Origin of the sequence: Francisella noatunensis subsp. noatunensis, assembly GCF_009823375.1 — a bacterium.
In the GTDB taxonomy this organism is placed as follows: Bacteria; Pseudomonadota; Gammaproteobacteria; order Francisellales; family Francisellaceae; genus Francisella; species Francisella noatunensis.
In genome coordinates this window covers 12,670-30,755 of record NZ_WBSX01000006.1, presented here as the reverse complement: position 1 = coordinate 30,755, position 18,086 = coordinate 12,670, and the positions used below count along the sequence as shown (strand labels likewise).

Sequence of the window (18,086 nt, the reverse complement as noted above, 5' to 3'; positions counted from 1 at the left end):
AACTAGCAAGACTGGCATCAAAGTATTCTTTGCTGATCCATACAGTCCTTGGCAAAGAGGTACTAATGAAAACATGAATAGGTATATCAGACAATTTATACCTAAAGGTACTAACTTTAACAATATATCTCATCAATACATTAGAAAGTTACAGATAGACTTGAATAATAGACCTAAGAAATGTTTAAATTACTTGACACCTAATGAAGTACATTTTGGTATCTCTATAAACATTGAGAATACAATCTAGCCCAAATTTAGCTTTGGTTGCTGCACCAGTACCAACAGGTTATGATTTTATCCCTATTCAAGAAGAGATGCAAATTGCTCAACCAGTTGTTGCAACTCATGGTATGGTTTCCTCTCAAGAGGCCTTAGCAAGTCAAGTCGGTTTAGATATATTAAAACAAGGTGGTAGTGCTGTAGATGCTGCAGTTGCGGTTGGCTTTGCTTTGGCTGTTAGACTACCTAGAGCTGGTAATATCGGTGGTGGTGGTTTTATGATTGTCCATTTACAAGATGGCAATAAGAATATAGCAATAAACTACCGTGAAAAAGCTCCTGCAAAAGCATCTAAAGATATGTTCTTAAACGATAAAGGAGATGTCGATTATGCTAAAGTTTCTGGTTCATACAGTGCTTCAGGTGTGCCAGGTACTGTAGCAGGTTTGGTTGATGTACAACAAAAGTATGGTAAATTGAAATTATCACAAGTTATTGCTCCAGCTATCGAGCTTGCTGAAGATGGTATCCCAGTGAACTATGACCTAAATCAGTCGCTTATAACTGCAAAACCATGGCTTGAAAAATCACCAGAGGCTATGAAAATCTTTTACAAGAAAGATGGCTCTGCTTATGCTGTTGGAGAAATCTTAAAACAGCCTGAACTTGCTAATAGTCTGAAGCTAATAGCAAAACAAGGTAAAAAAGCCTTCTATGAGGGAGATATCGCTCATAAAATAGCAGATAGTATGGCTAAAAATGGTGGTCTAATAACATTACAAGATTTGAAGAATTACAATGTCGAAGAAATGAAGCCACTTAAAGGGACATATCGTGGTTATACAATATATTCTATGCCTCCACCAAGCTCAGGTGGTGTGATTTTGATAGAATTATTAAATATTCTAGAAAACTTTCCATTAGCTGATTATGGTAATAATAGTGCTAAAACGATTAATCTTATGAGTAATGCAATGAGTTATGCTTATAATGATAGAAATTCTGACTTAGGGGATCCTGATTTTGTTAAGATGGATTTAGCTAAGTTCTTATCTAAAAAATATGCAAAACAGATTGCACAAAAAATCACTACGGATAAACATATTCCAAGTAAAGATATAAGTACAGTTAATACAGAAGATCATGAAAAACTTCAGACTACTCAGTTTAGTGTAGTTGATAAAGATGGCAATATGGTATCAAATACTTATACGCTTAATTATTCTTATGGGAATGGTATTGTTGTACCAGGAACAGGCATCTTGTTAAATAACGAAATGGATGATTTTGCAGCAAAAGTAGGTGTGGCAAATGTGTTTGGTTTAGTCCAAGGTGAAGCTAATACAGTTGCTCCAAATAAGCGCTCATTAAGTTCAATGACTCCAACAATTGTTATTAATAAAGATGGTAAGCCGTTTTTAGCTACGGGCTCACCAGGTGGAAGCCGTATTATCACAACAACACTACAAGTAATTTTAAATATCATAGATTATAATATGAGCCTACAATCAGCAGTTAACAATCCTCGTATGCATAGTCAACTATGGCCAGAAGAGATAGGTGTAGAGCAAGGTATATCTGCGGATACTATCAATTTACTTAAGAAAATGGGTAATACTGTAACTCCTTATGCTGCTATGGGTGCTGCTGAATCTGTAATGTCTGATGGACAGTATGTCTATGGTGCTGCAGATCCACGTAGAGGTAATGCTTTAGCTATAGGCTATTGATTTATATCAAGTTATTTAAATTTTCTTATTCCTTTCTATCTCTTGGTGCAGCAGAGCTTCCTGCAAGTATTCCACCATCTACATTTAGTTCAATCCCTGTGACATATTTTGATTCATCAGATGCTAGATATAAAGTTGCATAAGCAACATCTTTTGCCTCACCCATTTTCTTCAAAGGTATATCCTGAGCAATAGTTTTAATAGTTGCTTGTTTTTGATCTTTATCTTTTGGTAGCATCTCATCCCACATTGGCGTCAATATTGCACCAGGATGAATAGGGTTACATCTAATGTTATATCCCATATCTGCACAATATAAGGCAACAGATTTTGTATGATTTCTTACAGATGCTTTACTCGAAGCATATGCAACAGCTTGAGGTATTCCTATAAGTCCAGAACGGGAAGAAATATTGATTATACTTCCACCATTTTCTTTCATAAGTTTGATAGCATATTTACATCCTAAGGCTACACCATTAGAATTTATGGAATGAACCTTTTGCCAAGAATCCATATCTAAATCCTCAGGGTTATGAGGGCCAGAACTCTCTATAAAACCTGTAATGCCAGCATTATTAACTAAAATATCAAGTTTACCAAATTTAGACCTAATATATTTACTAATAATTATCCAATCATCTTCAAGACTAACGTCTAAGTGTTTATATTCACAATTTGATGAGTTAATCTCATTAACAGTTTGATTACCCAAGCTATCGTTTATATCTGAAACAATAACATTAGCTCCCTCACTAGCAAATAGTTCTGATATAGCTTTACCTATTCCTCTAGCAGAGCCTGTTATTAGTGCGACTTTATTTTTTAATCTTTGCATATTAAATTCCTTATGAATAAGAGCTTTAGATAAAAAGTAAGAAAAGAATTGGTTTGAAAGAATGTATTTAATTAAAGCGCACCACGAGATGCTTTTTTACGATCAGATTCTGTTAGATGTTTTTTTCTTAACCTAATAGACACTGGAGTAATTTCTACAAGCTCATCATCTTCGATAAACTCAAGAGCATATTCAAGAGTCAATTTAATTGGAGTAACTAGAGTAAGAGCATCATCTTTACCAGAAGCACGAACATTAGTTAGCTGCTTACCTTTACAAGGGTTTACAGCCAAATCGTTATCTCTACTATGAATACCTATAATCATACCTTCATAAACTTCAGTACCGTGACCGATAAACATTTTACCACGCTCTTGAAGATTCCAAAGAGCATATGCTAATGCTTTACCAGGTACCATAGAAACTAGAGTACCATTTTGGCGAGTTTCTAGAGTTTGTTTCTTCATTGGTCCGTAATGATCGAACACTTTGTTCAGTATACCTGATCCAGATGTAATAGTTAGGAACTCTGTATAGAAACCTATCAAACCACGCGATGGAATAATAAATTCAAGTTTTACACGACCTTTTCCATCTGGTTCCATATTTTTAAGCTCACCTTGACGTATGCCCATGCGCTCCATTACAGTACCTTGATGTTCTTCTTCGATATCTATAATAGCTTGTTCATATGGCTCATGCTTTTCACCATCAACATCTTTAAAAATTACATGCGGACGAGATACAGCAATTTCATAACCTTCACGACGCATATTCTCTAGTAAAATAGAAAGATGAAGTTCTCCACGACCTGAAACTTTGAATTTATCAGGATCATCTAATTGTTCAACTCTTAATGCTACGTTGTGAATTAACTCTTTTTCTAGTCTATCTTTGATTTGTCTAGATGTTACAAATTTACCTTCTTTACCTGCAAAAGGAGAGTTGTTTACTTGGAAAGTCATGCTGATAGTAGGCTCATCAACAGAAAGAGCAGGTAATGCTTCGACATGATCAGGATTACATAGAGTATCAGAGATCTTTAGTCCTTCCATACCTGTTACACAAACTATATCTCCAGCGCTAGCTTCTGGTACTTCGTTTCTTTCTAAACCAAGATAGCCTAATATTTGCAGTACACGACCATTTCTTTTTTCACCTTTAGCATTCACGATAGTTACAGGAGTATTTGTCTTGATACGTCCTCTTTGTATACGACCAATACCAATAGTTCCTGTGAAGCTAGAATAATCTAAAGATGATATCTGCATTTGGAATGGTCCATCTTCATCTACAGCAGGATGTTCAACGTTCTCTATAACAGCCTTGAAAAGATCTGTCATATCTTCTTTTTTCTGATCAAGATCATTAGTTGTCCAACCATTAATTGCAGAAGCATAAATAATAGGGAAATCTAATTGCTCATCAGTTGCACCTAATCTGTCAAAAAGGTCAAACACTTGATCAACAACCCAATCAGGACGAGCACCATCTCTATCAATCTTATTGATGACTACGATAGGTTTTAGACCTTGAGCAAAAGCTTTTTCTGTTACAAATCTTGTTTGAGGCATAGGACCATCAACAGCATCAACTAGTAGTAGTACAGAGTCAACCATTGATAGTACACGTTCAACTTCACCACCAAAGTCAGCATGCCCCGGAGTGTCTACGATATTAATTCTATAGTCATTCCATTTTAAAGCAGTATTTTTTGCAAGGATTGTGATTCCTCTTTCTTTTTCAATATCGTTAGAGTCCATAACTCTTTCAACTTCAGGTCCACGGTTTTTAAGTGTTCCTGATTGTTGTAGTAACTTATCAACCAATGTTGTTTTACCATGGTCAACGTGCGCAATAATTGCAATATTTCTTAAATTTTCAATCATTAGAGATACCTATTTTTATAAAATCACCAACTATTATAGACTAATAAGGTGTAAAAGTACCTAAAAAAATAGATACTTTAGTTTGAAAGTAGTTTTCTATTTTTAATATATGCAACAGAAGATCATCGTGCTAAAAATATATTAAAGCAAATAATCTTTAATAATAAAAAGTTTTGTATGTTTAGTACTCAAGTTGAAATTATGGCTAATTTGGAGTTATTAGTCTAATTTTGTTAAAATTTAAAGTGAACTTATTAATAACTTATAAATGTAGTTGGAGTATGCTGTCACAAGTTAACAAAGTAAAAGCAGTTTTTAAGAGTAGAAACTCATACAATGATACTTATGTTAGTGAGCTGATATCATCGATTCATCGTGCTGATATCAAAGCTGCGATACTATCTATACTTTGGGCAGCTGGACCCGTTACAATCATAGTTATAACTTTAGGCTATTATCTTAGTAATGGTCAAAAAGTCCCACTAGTTACTGTTGCGTACTTTTCTTTTTATGTTTTCTTTGTAGGGTTAGTGGGTTTTATTAGCAAAATTGTTTTTGACTCAATCAAACATCGTAACAAAGAATAGATGCAAGATAAATTTCTATATGTGATCGAGGAGTCATATCAAAGTTTATATTTGTCTAAAAAGATTGTTCTGAGTAATTTAACTGATCAAGTACGAGACAACAAAATTGCATATGAAATTCTTGCTAAATCTCATCCAACAAGTAAAGAAATTTTTTATGCTTTTGAACTGCACTTTGATAAAGAAATGGCGGAATTTGCTGAGATTATATATTTACATCGTGATAATGGTTTTCCTATTGATACGCCAGCTAACAAACGTAAGCTAATAAAGTTTTATAAACAGATAAGTACTAGTCAAAGTATTTCTGAAGATTTAAAAGAGAAGTTCTTACAAGCTTTAGTAGGCAAATATTCAGATCTAAAAATGGGGCTTGACAGAAAAGTAGGCTTTTTATCTAAAGTTTATAATAGTGCTGGGATGTATAATCTATTTGATTTAGAAGATGCGAATAATGTTATAACTCTTTTTATAGAGCTACTATCAGGTAGAAAAATCTATTATCTAAAGGTAGTTTCCAAGTTTGAAGATGTTAAAAAAGATTATTTATTTAATTCTATAGAGAATTTAAGAACGGGAATTCTTGAGAAATATAACCATATTTCAGGTATTTATAAACAATGTTATTTAGCAGTATCTGAAGTTGCGCCTGATTTTGATTTGGTAGAAGTTGTTGATACTGTTCCAGATATAACAAACAATCTAAATCAATTAGAACAGTCAATAAATCGATTATCTACAAAAAATCAACCTAAAGAAATCAAAAAGCTAATACAGCAAAATAAAAATAGGTTTCATCAAAGAATGCGTATCATAAAAACGCAGCTTAAAAGGATGGATATTCTATTGCACCAATGGAAATCTTTAGAGTTTGGTAATGATGAGAAATTGAGTAAAAATATAGAGCATCAATTAGCTTATATATTTCTCGAAGAGCAAATGAGAATGTCTATAGCTTATAAAATGTTTGAATATGTTAACCATGAACATGACTTTTCTTCAAAAACTGAGCAAATCAAAGCTTATGCTCGACAGATAGTAAAAATATTACAAGAACCATTAGATTTACAAGAATCTACAGTGTTAACAGCTATTGAGAGTTCTCCAAAGGCAAATCTTAGTAGTATAAGATTTAGTAATTCAACAACAGAGAGGCTTAATACTACTTACAATCTATGTAAATCTGTTAAGACAAATATTATAGAACTAAGAAAGCATCTAAACAAAATATTAGTAGCACAGTATATTTAACAAGTTATTTTGTTAGTCTTGTATATCTAGCAATCATTGTTTCATTGCCACTAGTTCCACCACAGTGAATGTAGATAATAGGCTTTGTAAGTTTATGATGCTCATTTAATAATGCGCGCCATGCTATAGGGTCATAAAGTAAATCAAACTCAATTTTTGTTTGCTCTATAAGCTTTTGATATATCGTGTAATTTTGGGTATCTAATTGCCCAAAATGAGTTTTAAAGTTTAAATTGAGAATTCTAGGATGTTTGAGACGATTATCAATATCATTAAATTGTTTTTTCAAGTATTGATTATCACCAATACATGCAACAGTATAAACTTTGTCTGGCAGATACTTTTCAAGATATAATGCAGTTGTGCCAGTACCAGATGCTACAACAACACTATAATTATCAATATCATTTTCTAGAGAGTACTTTTTAATTTCATTAGCACAGTCAGCTATGCCTTGTTCAGCAAGACTATTTCTACCACCTTGATCAAAGAAGTAAAGACTATTGTCTATATTGTAATTTGTTTTTATATTTTCTAGACTTAGAGAGCTTGTAGTTTCAAATAACTGCATGCCATTTTCTAGTGCTAGCTTTAGGTTACCATTTTTGGCACTCTCAAGAAATTTTGGTAATGGTTTTATCCAATAATGGAAATTCCAAGCCTTAATCTTAGCTAGCTGCGACAATGCCAACATGAAATTAGATTGATTACCGCCAAAAGATACAATAGTTTTGATGTGAGAATATTTATCTGGATTCTTTAGAACATAAGCTAATTTTCTGGCTTTATTACCAGAGAAGATAGGGTATTTAGATCATCTCTCATTACAATGAAATCTTTATTTTCAAAAGATATTTCTTGGAACAATGAGACCATTTAAGAAATTATTCTTCTAATAGTTCAAACTCTTCCTTACCAACACCACAGTCAGGACACTCCCAATCTTCAGGGACATCTTCCCATCTAGTACCAGGTTCGATACCATCTTCTGGCCAACCTTCAGCTTCATCATAAATTAAACCACAAACGATACAAATGTATTTTCTATATTCCATAATTAACTCTAAAAAAATGATTATATAAATAAAAAGTTGCGATATTTTAGCATTATAAAAATCGTATATCCAGTACCTTATTAAAACATTACAAAAGGTTATACTTAGATTCATCAATACCAATCTTACGTGATTTATTTGAAAAGAATACAATATTATTTTCAACGAAAAGATCTGTAATTTGTCTAGGTATATCTTTGTCTAAATGTCTTCTAATGAGTCTATAGAAGGCATCTTGATTTGTTTCATTAAAGTGTTTTTTAAATGTTTTATCAACGACACCTTCGTAACATTCAAGGAATTTTTTGATACGTATTTTAGGATCAGTATTACTATTACCAGTGTCGCATTGGTTAGGAGCAGCAGTGGCTATGTTGAATCCCTTACGTGTATAGTATGACGCAATACCTCTAAAAATTCGATCATTACTAAAAATTGTGATGCTAAGGTAAGTACGGAAATCACGATATCTTTCGACATACTCACCAACTTTAGCACAGATATAACCATCCATATTATCTTTGTTGCCTTCACCATAAATTATTGGTACAAGTTCAAAGTTATGATAGATTTGGGTTTTATTGAAGTTTGCTTCTAATTCTTGTGGATTTGTAAAGACAATTACTCTGTCAAAATTACCCCCAGAAATATGAGAGAAATTATTATAGTTTTCAGAATCAACTATTGCTAGTTTGAGATATTCCATAATTACCTGACTCCTTATCCTAGCGCTTATAGTATCTATTTTACCTTAAAAGCTGTGTTATTATCTATACTCTGCTAAAATTATACTAAAATGGTAAAGTTTAGATTTTATGATTAATTTTCAATATGATTATACAGATTTATCTGATGAGTTTTATTCAAGCCAAAAAGTATACAGATATCCCGATGCAAAGTTACTGATTGTAAATAATAGTTTAGCTAAGGATTTAGGTTTAGATTTAGAAGGTAAATCAGAGCAAGAATTATTAAAAACTTTCTTAGGTTATAATAGTAAAAAGCCGATTTCCCAAGCTTATGCCGGGCATCAGTTTGGTAATTTTACAATGCTAGGAGATGGTCGAGCTATCTTAATTGGTGAGTATAAAAAAGCAAATGGAGAGCTGGTTGATTTTCATTTAAAGGGAGCCGGCTTAACTAAATTCTCTCGAGGCGGTGATGGCAAAGCAGCTTTAGCGCCAATGCTTAGAGAATATATAGTTAGTGAAGCTATGCATAATCTAGGCATACCAACTAGCCGAATTTTAGCTGTGATATCAACAGGTGAAAATATTCAAAGAAATAAATTACAACAAGGAGCAATAGCTCTTAGAGTTGCAAGTAGTCACATTAGAGTAGGTACCTTTCAGTATGCAGCGATGCTTGGTGAAAGTTATAGCCAAGAATTATTAGGCTATACGATTGTTAGACATAATATTCCATACACTGATAATAAAGCTTTGAGCTTACTTGACTATGTCATTGATAAACAGACAACTTTAATAACACAATGGGAAAGAGTAGGTTTTATTCATGGGGTTATGAATACTGATAATATGACTATTTCAGGCGAAACTATTGACTATGGACCTTGTGCATTTATGGATACTTATGATCCTGATACTGTTTTTAGTTCAATAGATCGAGATGGAAGATATGCGTTTGCTAATCAAGCATCAATTGCTGGCTGGAATATTGCAAGACTAGTAGAAAGTTTATTGAAACTTATCTCACAGGATGAGGATGAATCTATTAAATTAGCTCAAGATAAACTGCAAAGTTATTCAGAAATTTATAAGCAAAAATGGAGACAAATGTTTCTTAGTAAAATAGGTTTTAGTGTCAATAGCGAATACGATGATGAACTTATTTCCGGTTTGCTTATTGATATGTTTAAGCATAAGTTAGATTATACAAATACGTTCTATAATCTAAGCTATAACAATTTTGATCACTTGCGAAATAAAGGCTTAAAAGATTGGTTAGATAAATATGTCAATTACGATATCAATTTCGAAAGTATGATGAAATCTAATCCAGTAATAATCCCGCGTAATCATCAAGTTGAAAAAGCACTTGAGTTTGCAGAAAATGGTAATTTTAGCATTCTTCAAAGTCTCGTGACAGCACTTGAAACACCATATGAATTAAATGCTCTCACTAAGAAATATATGGCAGAACCTCTAGAGCAAGAGAAAGTTAGATTTACTTTTTGCGGTACTTAAATAGTTTATCAAATATTAGCGTGTTAAGAAGCTTTGGTAGTTTTATCTACGATAATAGCTGTTGTCATAGTACCGTGAATATTTAGAGGAGTTCTAAAGCTATCGATAATAGCGTCAACACCGATTATCAAAGCAATCATTTGCCAAGGTAGCCCAAAGTAAGAAAAAACAACACCCGCAGCAACAAATGCTGTACCTGGAATTCCAGATACACCTAGTGAAGCCAACATACAGATTAGCGAAATCAATATCACAGTTGAAAATGTAATATCTACACCTGTAGCATTCATTGCCATTATTGCTAGCACTGCAGGAAATACCCCAGCACAACCATTCATGCCTAGGGTAGTACCCATAGTTGGTGCAAATGTAGCAATACTACTGGTAGTACCGTATTTGTTTAAACCATTGATTGATAATGGTAGAGTGCCCATACTAGATCTAGATGTAGCAGCAACTAACATAGCTTTCCAAATACTTTTGTAGAATCTTACAATGTTAGTTCTAAATATAACTAATAGAACAATATGCATTATTAGAACAATTGCTAATGCTATATAACAAGTGAAGATAAAATATAAAGCTATAGAAATGCTATTGTTATCTAGCTCTATGCTCATTTGTATCATCAATCCAACTACACCATAAGGTGTGATAGTAATAATCATTCTAGCTAATTTCTTTATTACGAAAAATGCTGAATCTACAAAACTGATGAAAGGAGCTGCTAATTTACTATCTTCACGATGAGCTATTAGCATTGAGAAGCCAAGAAGTATTGCAAATATAACTACGGCCATTACATTATTATTATCCATCTGATGGAAAATATTTTCAGGTAAAAATCCTAAGGCAGTCTCAGATATGCTTGATGTTTTTATATCTTTAGCAACATTGCCTGTAATAGATGCGATATCTATACCATGACCTAAATTCATTATGATAGCAACAGTAGCTCCTATAGCAGCACTTACTCCAGTTAATATGAGTAGTATTGCTATTGTTTTATATGCAAATTTTATAACATAATAACCTTCATAGTTTTTTAGATTTACTATTGAATGGATAATAGATGTTAGAACAATAGGGATAATTAGCATCTTAAGTAAAGAAATATAACCGTCACCCAATATATTACTAATTTGGATGAAACTATTACTATAGCTATCAGTCCAGTTATAGATAATACCAATAATTATTCCAGTAACTAGAGCGAATATTGTTCTAAAATTAAAACTAACCTGCTTAATGTGTAAGTATATTAATAAGGCGATTGAGATTATAAGTAAAATTACCATATTTAAAACCTATTATAGAAAGTTGTAGAGAAGGATTTTAACATGGTTTACTAATTTGGTATACATAGTAAATGGCGAAGAGATAAGTTATCAAAAATTAATAATGACAGTTTAAATTTGATAGATGTTTTTTGTTGTAAAAATAAAAAAAACAAGCTTATAATGGATTACCTATAATTTTTATTTCATCAGTTAATATGACAAAAACTCTTATGCATCAGGAGGCTAGTAGTAGCTTCGAGAAAGTTGCTAATCAACTTAAACTTAATAAAGATATTGTTAATACTATAGTTAAAACTCTTAAGGAAAAAAATATTAAAAGAGTTATTACTGTAGCGAGAGGCAGTTCTGATTGTGTAGCGAATTATGCAAAGTATTTATTTGAAACACAACTTAGATTTAGTGTTTCGTCTTTGCCACCATCTATAACAACTATTTATAACAAAAATATAGGTGATGAACATACATTAGCTATAGGTATATCACAGTCCGGTGGTAGTCCAGATTTGCGTCTAGCACTTGAAGGTTGTAAGAAAGCTGGATGTACTACTTTAGCGATAGTGAATGTTGAGAAATCTCCTTTAGCAGATAGCGCAGACTTGGTCTTACCTGTAAGAGCTGATGCAGAAAATGCAGTTGTAGCAACGAAAAGTGTAATAACTTCTTTAGTAGCGCTAGTAAATATTGTAGCTGAATATAACCAAGATCAAGCTTTATTGGATAGTTTAAATAATCTTCCACAAGCACTAGAGAGAAGTCTAAATTCTGATTGGACTCCAGCTATAGAGGAGCTTAAAAAAAGTAAAAATATGTTTGTCATCGGAAGAGGTTTTGGATTTCCAATAGTCCAAGAGATGGCTTTGAAGTTTAAAGAAACTTGTGGAATACATGCTGAAGCATTTAGCTCTGCTGAAGTATTACATGGTCCATTTGCTCTTATGAATCAAACTTTTACAACATTTACTATTTTGCAGCATGATGAAAGTGCTCAAGGTACTCGTGAGATTGTTAAGAGAATGACAGATTTGGGAGTTAGAACTGTATTTGCTACAACTGATAATCAATCTGATGCAAAGGTTCATTTACATATTGATGTAAAAATTCATCCAATTCTTGAAACTGTAGTTATATTGCAAAAATTCTACCTAATGGTAAATGAATTGGCATTGTCATTAGGATATAACCCTGATAGTCCAAGTAATCTAAAAAAAGTTACCGAAACTGTTTAATTTATTTTGAAATGATAATTTACTGATGGCTTTATTTTTTTTAAGGAGAAAAGAATGAAAGAAGCTAATAAGCTTAAAGTCTTTATGATTATATTCTTCTCAGCAATGGGTGGGATGTTGTATGGATATGATATAGGTATAATAGGCGGTGCTTTACCTTTTATCAAATCTGAATTGGGTATGACTGCAGCACAAGAATCATTCTTAGGAGGTTCTGTTTTATTTGGTGGAGCCTTCGCAATTCTTATAGGTGGAGTACTAGCAGATATTTTTGGTAGAAAAAATATGATCACAGCATCTGGGCTGATATTTACGATATCAGTTTTTATGATTTATTTTGCTGAAAGTTATGATTTTTTATTATTCTCAAGATTAGTTCAAGGCGTGGCAATTGGTTTTATATCTATAACAGTTCCGTTATATTTGACAGAATCTGTGCCTAGTATGATTCGCGGTTTAGCTGTTACATGTTTTCAGTTATTTCTCACAGCAGGAATATTAATATCTGTTGCAGTAGGCTTATTGTTTATATCAAATGATCCTGTAACTGGTTTAGAGACTGGTGACTGGAGAAATATGTTTCTTACAGCTTTAATTCCTGGTCTGATTGTGTTCATAGGAGGATTTCTACTGATTAAATCTCCTAGATGGCTAATTATGAAAAATAGAGAGCAAGAGGCGGAAAAAATCTTATCAGAAACTATAGGTGTAGATGCAGCAAAACAGCAAATGCAAGAAGTTAAAGCTTTGATTGAGAAAACTAAAAATGAAGGCAGTTTATTATTGAGTCTTACAAAAAGACATTATTTAATGCCGATGCTTATAGTATTCTCTGTTGCAATTTTAGCTCAAATGACTGGGATTAACAGTATCTTACAATATGCTCCTACGATGCTAAAAGAAACTGGCTTAGGTTCTGTATATGCTGCTGTTGTTGGTGGAGTTGCAATTACGGGTCTTAACTTTGTGACAACGATTATAGCAGTAGTTATAGCTGATAAAATAGAGAGAAAATTTGTAATTACTTTTGGAACTTTAATGGTTTCTATAGTTTTACTTACTCTAGCAGTTCTAATGTATGCTATGCCTGATACTTCAGCAAAAGGTATGGTATTACTTATTGGTTTCATATTATATATATTCTTCTTTGCCATCGGTCCAGGAGCATATATATGGGTTATTATGTCTGAGCTATTACCTACAAATATTAGAAGTAAAGGTTTAGCTGTAGCACTATTCTTAAATAGTATGGCATCTGCAATTTTAGCTTCTTCAGTGATGCCTATTACTCAACATTTTAATGGAAATTACGGTGTAATTTTAGGTATATGTGGAGTATGTACTTTGGTATATAGTTTTATAGCGTTTAAATTTGTACCAAAAACAAATGGACGCACTCTAGAAGAAATCGAACAAGGTTTTATCAAATAACTTTTACTAATTCTATATTCTTTTTCATCTTTTATTTTCAATAATCAAATTGTTTAGATAATATCTTTATTAAGTATTATCATTTTAAATTTATTCAATTTGCATATATGAAAAAGAATTTAATAGCTGTATTACTTGGTTCACAGTGTTTACTTAGTGGCGGATTTGCAATTGATTTTGATGTACAAAAAATTCAAATAAAAAATATCAGTCAAAATAATCGTAAATTTGATATGAGTATTAATGTCAAAATTAATCAAAATCAAACAGGGGATTGGTTTTTATATGCCAAGAACTTATAATTCATCTAAAGATGTAAATCCTAATTTACTCTCAAGGTTACTGATTTAAGTACTAAAAAATTAGCAAATCTGAGTTATGTTAAAAAAAACTGATAATTTGACTACTATGCCTATTTATGCTGATGGGTATAGTGATTTATTTAGAGCTATTACTGATTTTGAACTAGAGGCAGGGCATATATATAGATTTAGTTTCGAGAATAATAATCAATGGTCTCCTAGTAATATATCATCTCTTCCTCAGAGTTTCTTTTTAATTGACTCTAAAGAAAGTGTAATAACTTCCAATGCTAATCTAGATGCTTATATATCTAAAGATACTAAGGAAATTTTAAGTATTCAGAGCTATGATCCTACTAAGATTGATATGGAAATCCAAGAAAAGTTACAATTATATGTTGATAACTCAATTGCCAGTAATTCTTTTGAATTTGCTAATCAATATCATCTGATACCAACACCTCTAAGTATTAGTGATATTGGCTCAAAGCAAAATATAAATTTAGATAATGGAGTATATACGGATGATTCTTGGACTAATGACTCAACATGTGAGAATCAAAAAGATTTAAATGCATTAGAAAAGTCGCATAAATTTTTTAAAGAGTTACAACAAAATACTAATCTAAGAATATCTGGATGGCAACAAACTGTCCAAAATGATCCCAACAGAAATTTAGCAGGAGGTATTGATAAAAACTCAATACCTTCTGAGAAAACCGGATATATTTGGGTTTGGAGTGCATTTAACAGCTCGGGATATAGTGAAGCACAGCAACTTGCAAAGGCTGGTTACCCTACAGTATTAGCATATGCTGATGATACATATTTTGATTTAGCATATAATCCTGATGTTTGGGAGCCTGGTTTTTATTGGGCTACTAAATATGCAGATACTCATGCTGCTTTAAATAGTGCTTTAGATTTAAAAACTACGATCACCAGCTTATCAACAAAAGCAGCTAAAAATATAAAAGGTCTAGAAGGAGCACTGTGGTCAGAGAATATTAATAATGCTAATCATTTATGGTATATGGCATTTCCTAAAATGACTGGTTTAGTTGAAGCATCATGGGCAGATCAAAATATTACTGTCAAAGATAAAAAAATAAACTGGAATAGTTTAGCGTATAGATTAGGAAGCGATAACACTAAATTTTTGGGATACATAGATAGAATTATTAACCCTAATAATGATAAAACTATTATCTCTTATAGAGGATTCCCTAATGGTATCCCCAAGAATTACCCAAGAAATAATAAGTATGGCTATGCCGGATTATCTATATCTATAAATTTTGTATCTAGAGCAAACTCTTGTTTAAGTAGTTCAGCAATAGCCTTAACACCTTCCTTCTCAGTAGCGTGATGTCCAGCAGCTATATAATTTATACCAAGTTCTCGAGCAGTATGTGTTGTTCTTTCAGAGATTTCTCCTGATATGAAAGTGTCAGCTCCGGCTTGATATGCATATTCAATATAGTCTTGTGCTCCACCAGTACAAATAGCTACTTTTTTATTTTGCTGTTTTGTAAAAATTACGGTTGGCTTTTTATCAAGTTTATTTTCTATTAAATTGCTAAAACTATCTAAATCTAAATTACATTCACCTATAACTGAAATATCAGGCTTGGAACCTGTTTCAAAAAACTCTAGATTTGTAAGATTTAGTTTTTTTGCTAATAAGATATTATTACCTATTTTAGAATGTCCATCTAGAGGTAAGTGATAACCAAATAGGTGTATACCATTTTTTATAAGTTTTGAGATACGCTCATACTTCATACCTATGATAGGGTAACCTTCACCTTTCCAAAAATAACCATGATGTACAATAATAGCATCAGCATTCTCCTTTACAGCTTGATCTATAAGAGCTTGACATGCTGTGACACCAGTGACAACTTTTTTGATATCTCTATCTCCTTGAATCTGTAGACCATTTGGACAGTAGTCTTTGAATTGGGTGACATCAAAGTAATTATTTAAGTAATTTTCTAATTCTTTAAAGTTCATAGCTTATGAAAATTAATCTTTATAATGATATAATCTTACATTGTATACTTTTCGTGAAATTATTTAAAAATATAAATATAATTTTTGGGGTTCTTATATGAGTAAAACAAATGTTGTAAGAGTTGGAGATGTCTTAATTGGCGGAAATAATCCGGTTGTTGTCCAATCAATGACAGATACCTATACTGCGGATATTGAAAAGACAGTTAAGCAAATTTTAGCTCTTCATAAAGCAGGTAGTGAGATAGTTAGAATTACCGTTAATGATGAGCCGGCTGCTGTCGCTGTGCCAGAGATTGTTAAAGAGTTGGCAAAGCATGATTGCTATGTACCTTTAGTTGGTGATTTTCACTATAATGGTCATACTCTACTTAGTAAATATCCAGAGTGTGCAAAGGCACTAGCAAAATATCGCATAAATCCAGGTAATGTGGGTTTCGGTAAAAAGAAAGATACTCAGTTTGCTGAGATTATCAAAATTGCGATTGCAAATGATAAGCCTGTTCGTATTGGAGTTAACTGGGGAAGTTTAGATCAGGCGTTATTAGCTAGACTAATTGATGAGAATAATCTTCAAGAAAATCCGTTAACATTGCAGCAAATAATGCACAAAGCGCTTATTACTTCAGCATTAGAGAGCGCAAAATATGCGCAAGAGTTTGGCTTAGCAAAAGATAAAATCATTATTTCATGTAAAGTTAGTGAAGTTCAAGACTTAGTAGCGGTGTATCAAAAGCTTGCTAAAGAGTGTGATTATGCTCTACACTTAGGGCTGACTGAGGCTGGTATGGGTACAAAAGGTATTGTTGCTAGTGCTGTTAGCTTGGGGATATTGTTACAACAAGGTATAGGGAACACTATACGTGTCTCACTAACTCCTGCACCAAATGCTCCACGTACAGAAGAGGTTAGAGTGTGTCGAGAGATTTTGCAAAACCTCGGTATGCGAACATTCACTCCAAGTGTGACATCTTGTCCAGGCTGTGGAAGAACTACTAGCTCATTTTTTAGAGAGCTAACTAGTACAGTTAAAGAGCATTTAGATGAAAAAATGCATACATGGAAAGACCAGTATCATGGTGTTGAAGCTATGAAAGTAGCTGTGATGGGTTGTGTAGTAAATGGTCCAGGTGAGTCAAAAAATGCTGATATTGGTATTAGTTTGCCAGGTAGTGGAGAGTCTCCTGTAGCACCAGTATTTATAGATGGCAAAAAAGCTCATACTCTCAGAGGTGATAATATCTCAAAAGAGTTTATAGAGATTGTCGAGAATTATGTTAAAAATCGTTACGCTAAAAAATAGGTAAGTTTAAGAGGATGTCAGTAGTTTTTATAAATACGCCTTTTGCTAGACTTAAACTAGGTTATACAAATAATACTCAAGGCTTTAGTAAAGATAAGTATGCTAAATTTAATCTAGCAGATAACGTTGGTGATAAGCATTTAGCTGTAGAAAAAAATCGTAATTCATTTAGATCTTACATCAACGCTGATATTAAATGGTTAAGACAAAATCATACCAATATTGTCACAAGTTTTGATGAATATAATGGTGATTTTTGTGATGCTATTGTCACAGATAAGCCTAAGCAAGCTTGTGTGGTTTTGACAGCAGATTGCCTGCCTATAATATTTTTGATAAAAAGATGACAAAAGTGGCTGCTATTCATGCTGGTTGGAGAGGCTTATTACAAGGAATATTAGAGCAGACTCTCAAAGAGTTTGTTGGCTTAGATTTAGTAGCTTGGTTTGGTTCTTGTATTTCTGGAAATTTCTATGAAGTTGGTCGTGATGTTCATGATAAATTTGTAGAGCAGCATGAAGTTTATGGGCAAGCATTTCGTTCAAAAAGTGAAGATAAATATCTTTTTGATATGAAAATGGTAGCTCGACAAATATTAAATGATAATCACTGTTTTGATATAGTCGACTCTGGTTTATGTACTTACAGTAACAAAAGATTTTACTCTTATCGCAAAGAAGGTATTACAGGTAGACAAGCTACATTTGTATGGTTTGAATGAATTTAAA

General features: G+C 32.6%; 15 protein-coding genes and 3 pseudogenes. 11 read left to right on the top strand and 7 right to left on the bottom strand.

What is annotated here, in order from left to right; translation table 11 throughout:
- Positions 1-250 (top strand): IS30 family transposase (locus F8C69_RS01270; protein ID WP_159183763.1); only part of this gene is annotated, 250 nt, incomplete at its 5' end.
- A complete protein-coding gene (gene ggt / locus F8C69_RS01265) occupies positions 234-1,952 on the top strand; it encodes a gamma-glutamyltransferase (RefSeq protein ID WP_159183895.1) in 1,719 nt (572 codons plus the stop codon). The genes F8C69_RS01270 and ggt, both read left to right, overlap by 17 nt.
- A gap of 25 nt (positions 1,953-1,977) precedes the next feature.
- Here ggt and F8C69_RS01260 read toward each other — a convergent pair whose 3' ends face one another.
- Both F8C69_RS01260 and typA read right to left on the bottom strand, forming a co-directional pair.
- Positions 1,978-2,790 carry an SDR family oxidoreductase gene (locus tag F8C69_RS01260; protein WP_159183894.1) on the bottom strand — a complete coding sequence of 271 codons (813 nt, stop codon included), beginning with the start codon at positions 2,788-2,790 and terminating at the stop codon, positions 1,978-1,980.
- Between the two features lie 71 nt (positions 2,791-2,861).
- A complete protein-coding gene (gene typA, locus F8C69_RS01255) occupies positions 2,862-4,679 on the bottom strand; it encodes a translational GTPase TypA (RefSeq protein ID WP_159183893.1) in 1,818 nt (605 codons plus the stop codon).
- A 245-nt stretch (positions 4,680-4,924) separates the two neighbouring features.
- On the opposite strand from typA, the gene F8C69_RS10200 reads away from it, so the two are divergent.
- Positions 4,925-5,266 (top strand): hypothetical protein, encoded by a 342-nt coding sequence (locus F8C69_RS10200; RefSeq protein WP_200153735.1) that lies wholly within the window; start codon positions 4,925-4,927, stop codon positions 5,264-5,266.
- On the top strand, positions 5,267-6,517 hold the full coding sequence (locus F8C69_RS01250) for a hypothetical protein (protein ID WP_192189613.1): 1,251 nt from the start codon (positions 5,267-5,269) through the stop codon (positions 6,515-6,517). It abuts the gene before it with no gap.
- Positions 6,518-6,521: 4 nt separating this feature from the next.
- Here the strand turns inward: F8C69_RS01250 and F8C69_RS01245 are convergent.
- The 3 genes and pseudogenes from F8C69_RS01245 to F8C69_RS01235 form a co-directional block, all read right to left on the bottom strand.
- A pseudogene (locus F8C69_RS01245) lies at positions 6,522-7,393 on the bottom strand (1-aminocyclopropane-1-carboxylate deaminase).
- Between the two features lie 8 nt (positions 7,394-7,401).
- On the bottom strand, positions 7,402-7,572 hold the full coding sequence (locus F8C69_RS01240) for a rubredoxin (RefSeq protein WP_014715576.1): 171 nt from the start codon (positions 7,570-7,572) through the stop codon (positions 7,402-7,404).
- Positions 7,573-7,660: 88 nt separating this feature from the next.
- Positions 7,661-8,278: a PIN domain-containing protein gene (locus F8C69_RS01235; RefSeq protein WP_159183892.1), complete on the bottom strand. Its 618-nt coding sequence runs from the start codon at positions 8,276-8,278 to the stop codon at positions 7,661-7,663.
- A 109-nt stretch (positions 8,279-8,387) separates the two neighbouring features.
- Here F8C69_RS01235 and F8C69_RS01230 point away from each other — a divergent pair, with 109 nt between their 5' ends.
- Positions 8,388-9,779 (top strand): protein adenylyltransferase SelO, encoded by a 1,392-nt coding sequence (locus F8C69_RS01230; RefSeq protein ID WP_159183891.1) that lies wholly within the window; start codon positions 8,388-8,390, stop codon positions 9,777-9,779.
- A 23-nt stretch (positions 9,780-9,802) separates the two neighbouring features.
- Here the strand turns inward: F8C69_RS01230 and F8C69_RS01225 are convergent, their stop codons facing one another.
- The gene (locus F8C69_RS01225) at positions 9,803-11,077 is read right to left on the bottom strand and encodes a dicarboxylate/amino acid:cation symporter (protein WP_159183890.1); all 1,275 of its coding nucleotides are present in this window, start codon (positions 11,075-11,077) and stop codon (positions 9,803-9,805) included.
- A gap of 197 nt (positions 11,078-11,274) precedes the next feature.
- On the opposite strand from F8C69_RS01225, the gene F8C69_RS01220 reads away from it, so the two are divergent.
- The 4 genes and pseudogenes from F8C69_RS01220 to F8C69_RS10370 form a co-directional block, all read left to right on the top strand.
- The gene (locus F8C69_RS01220; protein WP_159183889.1) at positions 11,275-12,306 is read left to right on the top strand and encodes an SIS domain-containing protein; all 1,032 of its coding nucleotides are present in this window, start codon (positions 11,275-11,277) and stop codon (positions 12,304-12,306) included.
- Between the two features lie 54 nt (positions 12,307-12,360).
- Positions 12,361-13,737 carry a sugar porter family MFS transporter gene (locus tag F8C69_RS01215; protein WP_159183888.1) on the top strand — a complete coding sequence of 459 codons (1,377 nt, stop codon included), beginning with the start codon at positions 12,361-12,363 and terminating at the stop codon, positions 13,735-13,737.
- A gap of 107 nt (positions 13,738-13,844) precedes the next feature.
- Positions 13,845-14,039, top strand: a complete 195-nt coding sequence (locus tag F8C69_RS01210; protein ID WP_159183887.1) for a hypothetical protein — start codon at positions 13,845-13,847, stop codon at positions 14,037-14,039.
- A gap of 76 nt (positions 14,040-14,115) precedes the next feature.
- Positions 14,116-15,060, top strand: a pseudogene (locus F8C69_RS10370) (family 20 glycosylhydrolase); the annotation flags it as partial.
- Positions 15,061-15,308: 248 nt separating this feature from the next.
- On the opposite strand, the gene F8C69_RS01200 reads toward F8C69_RS10370, so the two are convergent.
- Positions 15,309-16,055 carry a Nif3-like dinuclear metal center hexameric protein gene (locus tag F8C69_RS01200; protein ID WP_159183886.1) on the bottom strand — a complete coding sequence of 249 codons (747 nt, stop codon included), beginning with the start codon at positions 16,053-16,055 and terminating at the stop codon, positions 15,309-15,311.
- Between the two features lie 97 nt (positions 16,056-16,152).
- Between F8C69_RS01200 and ispG the strand changes: the two genes are divergently transcribed.
- Both ispG and pgeF read left to right on the top strand, forming a co-directional pair.
- Positions 16,153-17,358 carry a flavodoxin-dependent (E)-4-hydroxy-3-methylbut-2-enyl-diphosphate synthase gene (ispG, locus tag F8C69_RS01195; protein ID WP_159183885.1) on the top strand — a complete coding sequence of 402 codons (1,206 nt, stop codon included), beginning with the start codon at positions 16,153-16,155 and terminating at the stop codon, positions 17,356-17,358.
- A gap of 14 nt (positions 17,359-17,372) precedes the next feature.
- Positions 17,373-18,079, top strand: a pseudogene (pgeF, locus tag F8C69_RS01190) (peptidoglycan editing factor PgeF).
- Positions 18,080-18,086 lie beyond the last annotated feature (7 nt).